Raw genomic sequence first — 4870 nt, 5'->3', positions numbered from 1 at the left:
AGCACGGCCCACTGCTCGTCAGAAAGATCCCCTCGCCCCACACCGCGATCATCACGGCACAGGGCGAGCGGCGAAACCTACTTCCAAAACACGCCCTAGGGGAGGGAGTCTGCCCCTGCTCCCCGCGCCTGCGGGGATGATCCCCGGGCATGGTGCGTCGCCGGCGTCGACGACCACTGCTCCCCGCGCCTGCGGGGATGATCCCGCCAACTCGTGGTGGCTGAAGGAGAAGGGACACTGCTCCCCGCGCCTGCGGGGATGATCCCCACCCTCCGCACTCTAGGAAGAAGCCGCACATCTGCTCCCCGCGCCTGCGGGGATGATCCCTACCTGGCCCAGCCGGGGTTCGAGGTGTCGGACTGCTCCCCGCGCCTGCGGGGATGATCCCCGGCGGTGGCCTCAGCCCACCGGGTCACCTCACTGCTCCCCGCGCCTGCGGGGATGATCCCGCCTGGTCCTGCTCCTGGTACCGGGGGATGGACTGCTCCCCGCGCCTGCGGGGATGATCCAGGGAAGCCGGGGTACGGACGGCTGCTCCGCAACTGCTCCCCGCGCCTGCGGGGATGATCCCGACCCTGCCGGATGGCGCGCCATCGAGGGCTACTGCTCCCCGTGCCTGTGGGGATGATCCTCGGGCTTGTGCCCATGCCTGGGCTTCTTGGAACTGCTCCCCGCTCGCGCGGGGATGGCCCCGCGGCACCACGGTCATCCAGACCGCCGGCAACTGTTTCCCGCACCGCGGGGATGGTCCCGACGAGCACTCCGTCGCACAGCGGTACTTGATCTACTCCCTGCGCCCGCGGGGATGGCCCCCGGGACCAGGCCCGCCTGGAGGCCGCCGTGTTCTGCTCCCCGCGCGAGCGGGGATGCTCCCGGGCTGCGTGAAGTCGCCCTCGGCATCGAACCCTACTCCTCGCTCGCGCGGGGATGGCCCCACGGCCGTGACCGCCCCGATCGCGATCGCGTTCTGCTCCCCGCACGCGCGGAGATGGTCCCCAGGAATCGGCAAGCTGGAAGGGCACGCCGTCCTGCTCCCCGCACCCGCAGGGATGGTCCCTGGAACCTGTCGGTCGACCTGCGCGCCACGGGTTGCTCCCCGCACCGCGGGGATGGTCCCGCGTGCTGAACCGGCGACGCGTCTCCCACGAGCTGCTCCCCGCTCGCGCGGGGATGTTCCCTCGAAGAACTCATGCCGCAGGAACCGGGCGGTCTGCTCCCCGCGCGCGCGGGGATGGTCCCTCGCCGAGCGTCCGGTCCTCGTTGGTGCGGAACTGCTCCCCGCACGCGCGGGGATGGTCCCGACGCGCTGCGGATCCTCCTCCGGCGCGGCGCGCGGCCCCTCCCCCGCACGCTGGGGCCGCTGGACGACCGGATCGCCGAGCACCGCGCCGACTGCTCTCCGCACGCGCGGGGATGGTCCCCAGCCGAGTGCCCACGTACTCCTCCAGGCGCGCTGCTCCCCGCACGCGCGGGGATGGTCCCCGTCTCCAACCAGCTCTTTCGGCGCCTTGATGCTGCTCCCCGCACGCGCGGGGATGGTCCCGGCTGGCGGAAGACCTGCCGGGCGTCGCGAATCTGCTCCCCGCACGCGCGGGGATGGTCCCGCGCCGGCTAAGAGGTGCCGCCCCAACGGGGCCTGCTCCCCGCACGGGCGGGGATGGTCCCGAAGAACTCGACATAGGCCAGTGCGGGCAACGCTGCTCTCCGCACGCGCGGGGATGGTCCCATGTTGGCGTTCGGCAGGGTGGCCGCAGTGAACTGCTCCCCGCGCCTGCTGGGATGGCCCCTCGGCGTTGCCGTTCGCGCTCGTCGTCTTTCCGGATTGTGTCTGCCCGGCTGCGTATCTTGCCGGGGCGTGGGGCCGTTCATGTGCGCCTGGTCCTGGGGCGAGTTCTCTGTCCTGTGATGGACGGCGCCTGCGGGTGCTGCCCGCCGGTTGGAGCACCGGGTGCGGGGCTGGTGCCTCACCACCTGTCTTGCCCGGGTCGGGGTCTTCCTGTGCGTTCCGTTCGTGCGGAAGGAGTCGGACGGCGCCGGTGTTGTCGGTCCCTGGTGTTAGCGTCGCCGTCATGGCGAACCGTTCATATCTCTATTCCGCGGACTCTATGCCGAACGAGGCGGGGATCCCTCAGCAGATCCGGTGCATATCGGAGCACAACTGGGACATCCCGCTTGCGCATAAGCTCATGGTGGGACGCGGAACGACGATGGTCCCGTCCATGATCTGGAACCCTCCGATCGGCATCGCCGCGGACTACGCCGAGGGGGCGGCTCTGCTCCGCGACCTCCTGTACGCGGTCGGCAAGGGCCTGGAGGACGACGTCGAGTTCGCCGAATGCGTTGCCAAGACCGCGGCCCACCTGGAGAAGCAGCAGGCGAAGTACTTCGTTCTTGAGACAGGGGAGATCGTCTCGATGACGGACGACGATCCGGCAGAGAGCGTACGGCAGCTGGTGTCCAAGCACATCCCCGACGCCGTCGCCAACGCCGAGGCGGCGATCGCCGGCCGCAACGACGACTGGTTGGCCGCGGTCCGGGCCGACTGGCAAAAGCACTTCGCGTCCTTCTACAGCGACGCCCTCTACTTCTCCTTCCCCGGCTGACCCGGCTTGCGGCGCGGTACCGGGCGGTCCCGGCCTGAACCGAGAGGCACAACCCAGTCTGAACTGCTCCCCGCACCCGCGAGGATGGCCCCCAGGCGTACAAGGGAGGCCGCTCCGTGGCTGACTGCTCCCCGCACGCGCGGGGATGGCCCCAGAGCCTGCGCCACCTGCGCCTGCGACAGTCCCTGTTCCCTGCCCGTGCGGGGATGTTCCACAGACGATCTTCGATCTGCTGGTCGCGCAGACGACCTCCCTGCTCACGCGGGATGATCCCAGTCTCGTGCCCTTCGGGTACCGACGCCGGTCTGCTCCCCGCACCTGCGGGGATGGTCCCGCCAGGTAGACGATGTTCCGGTCCGGCATGCGCTGCTCCCCGCACGCGCAGGGGATGGTCCCCACGCCGTCCGCACCCTGTGGGTGCGCGCCGGCTGCTCCCCGCCCGCGCGGGGATGGTCCCCGGGCCTTCAGGATGTCTGCCGCGGCCTTCGACTGCTCCCTGCACCCGCGGGGATGGCCCCTACTACGCCGGTGCCCACCGAGCGCATCCCAACTGCTCCCTGCTTGTGTAGGGATGCTCCCGGCAAGGGTGGTGTGATCGAGGCCCGCGAGTTCTGTTCCCCGCACCCGCGGGGATGGCACCGACTCCCTGCGCGCTGCTCACCGGCGCCGCCCTCCTGCTCCCCGTATTCGCGGGGATGGTCCCAGGAGCAGGGACACGGTGGTGATGAGCGTGCGCTCCTCTCCGAGGCGGACAAGGCCAGGCCGTGTGGAACACCGCCACGGCATGGATCCACGCTCTGCCCGTAGCCCAGCTCACCGTTCTGCGTACCCACCTGTTGAACGCCGAGTCCCTCTCACGCCTGCTCATCCTGCCCGCGCGCACCGGTGTCCACCTGGTCGCCGTCTGCCACACCCGACATCCGCCCACTGCGATGCAGACCGCACTACGCCACGTCGAGCACCACCCCATCTCCTGCGACGACGCCACCGCAGGAGGCCTGTTGGCCCCAACCCCGCAGACAGCGCCGCCACACCGCGGAGCAGAAGGCCGCTGGATGACCGTGCCCGCCCTGGCCTACCTCGCCTTCCGCCAGGACTTTCCCGCCTGCTACTGCACCACCCCGCCCCCAGCCGCCCGTCCTTATGTCCCTGAGCGCGCCTACGCCCTTGGCCAGATCGCCCACTGCCTGGCCACCCGCACCGCTTCACCCCAGCTGGCCGCCGCTCTGGCCATCGCGATCTTCACCGCCGCCTCCATCTCCCAGCTGCACACGGTCCACCACCGCCACTTCCAGGCCGCCGCCTCCACCCTCACCCTCCACGACCGCTACGGCACCCGCCGCCATGGCCTCGCGACCAACTGCCGCACGTACACCGTCCCGGCCTGGGCACAACCCTTCCTGCTGGCCGCGGCCCACCTGCTTCGCCTCTCCCCACGCGACGACGGTCTCCTCCTGCCCGACCATCCCCGCACTCTGCCGCCACTGACCGCCTTCGCCGAACACTGCCGCCTGCGCCCACCCCAACCCCCCTCACCAGACGAAGGGTGAAGAAGACGGCCGGCTCGTCCGAGATCCAGTGGTACGACGGCTATCTCCACCCCACCTTGATATGCGTTTTCTGTATATGCGGGGGATGGTTCCCACTGCTGGGGGTTGTTGCGCTGCGCGCGACTGCCCGCCATGCCTCATGCCGACAGAGAGAGAGCCGCAGGCTCCCGCTCCTGCTGGCTCCCGTGCCCGGGAGGTGTCTGACTTCTGTCGGCCGGTGCTGTCCGGCCGGCGGGTGTGCCCCGGTCGGTGCGCCCTGCCCGCCTGTTGCCTGGCGTCTCTGGCGACAGAGGGACTGCTGCGCGGTGGGGGTGTGGTGAGTGGGGTTCTGTGAGGCTCTCAGGCTGTTGTCCCAGGTGGATGGGGGGCTGTGAGCTGTGAGGGGTGGACTCACCATGGCTCGTGTGCGGGGGTCGGCTGTGTTGCCGGGGGGGGCGGACCGTTTCCCCGTCCGCCGGCACCGGGCCCTGCTGCTGCGCCCTGCTCTTTCCGGAGGGCGGGTATTTCCGGTGTCTGTGGCGGTTGCGGCTTTGTGCTGTGTCGGTCTGGTGGTGGCGTGAGGTGGGGCTGGCGTCCCTGGGGTTGGGTGCCGGGGAACGGGTGTGTGATGGGTCGTCTTATGCGTTTTCTGTATATGCGGGGGATGGTTCCCACTGCTGGGGGTTGTTGCGCTGCGCGCGACTGCCCGCCATGCCTCATGCCGACAGAGAGAGAGCC

Annotated in this window: 2 protein-coding genes and 1 CRISPR repeat array; both genes read left to right on the top strand. The window is 70.1% G+C overall.

Annotated features, from left to right (window positions below):
• Positions 1 to 115: 115 nt before the first annotated feature.
• A CRISPR array of direct repeats spans positions 116 to 693; the repeat unit is 29 nt; unit sequence CTGCTCCCCGCGCCTGCGGGGATGATCCC.
• 1376 nt (positions 694 to 2069) lie between these two features.
• Positions 2070 to 2603 (top strand): DUF7822 domain-containing protein, encoded by a 534-nt coding sequence (locus tag OO54_RS40585; protein WP_033212668.1) that lies wholly within the window; start codon positions 2070 to 2072, stop codon positions 2601 to 2603.
• 764 nt (positions 2604 to 3367) lie between these two features.
• Complete coding sequence (locus tag OO54_RS46230) at positions 3368 to 4153, top strand: hypothetical protein (protein ID WP_157856613.1); 786 nt, start codon at positions 3368 to 3370, stop codon at positions 4151 to 4153.
• Positions 4154 to 4870: the final 717 nt, after the last annotated feature.

It is taken from the genome of Streptomyces wedmorensis (genome assembly GCF_000716445.1).
Classification (GTDB): Bacteria; Actinomycetota; Actinomycetes; order Streptomycetales; family Streptomycetaceae; genus Streptomyces; species Streptomyces wedmorensis.
Note: the sequence above shows the minus strand (reverse complement) of the source record. Positions and strands in the feature narration are given on the sequence as shown.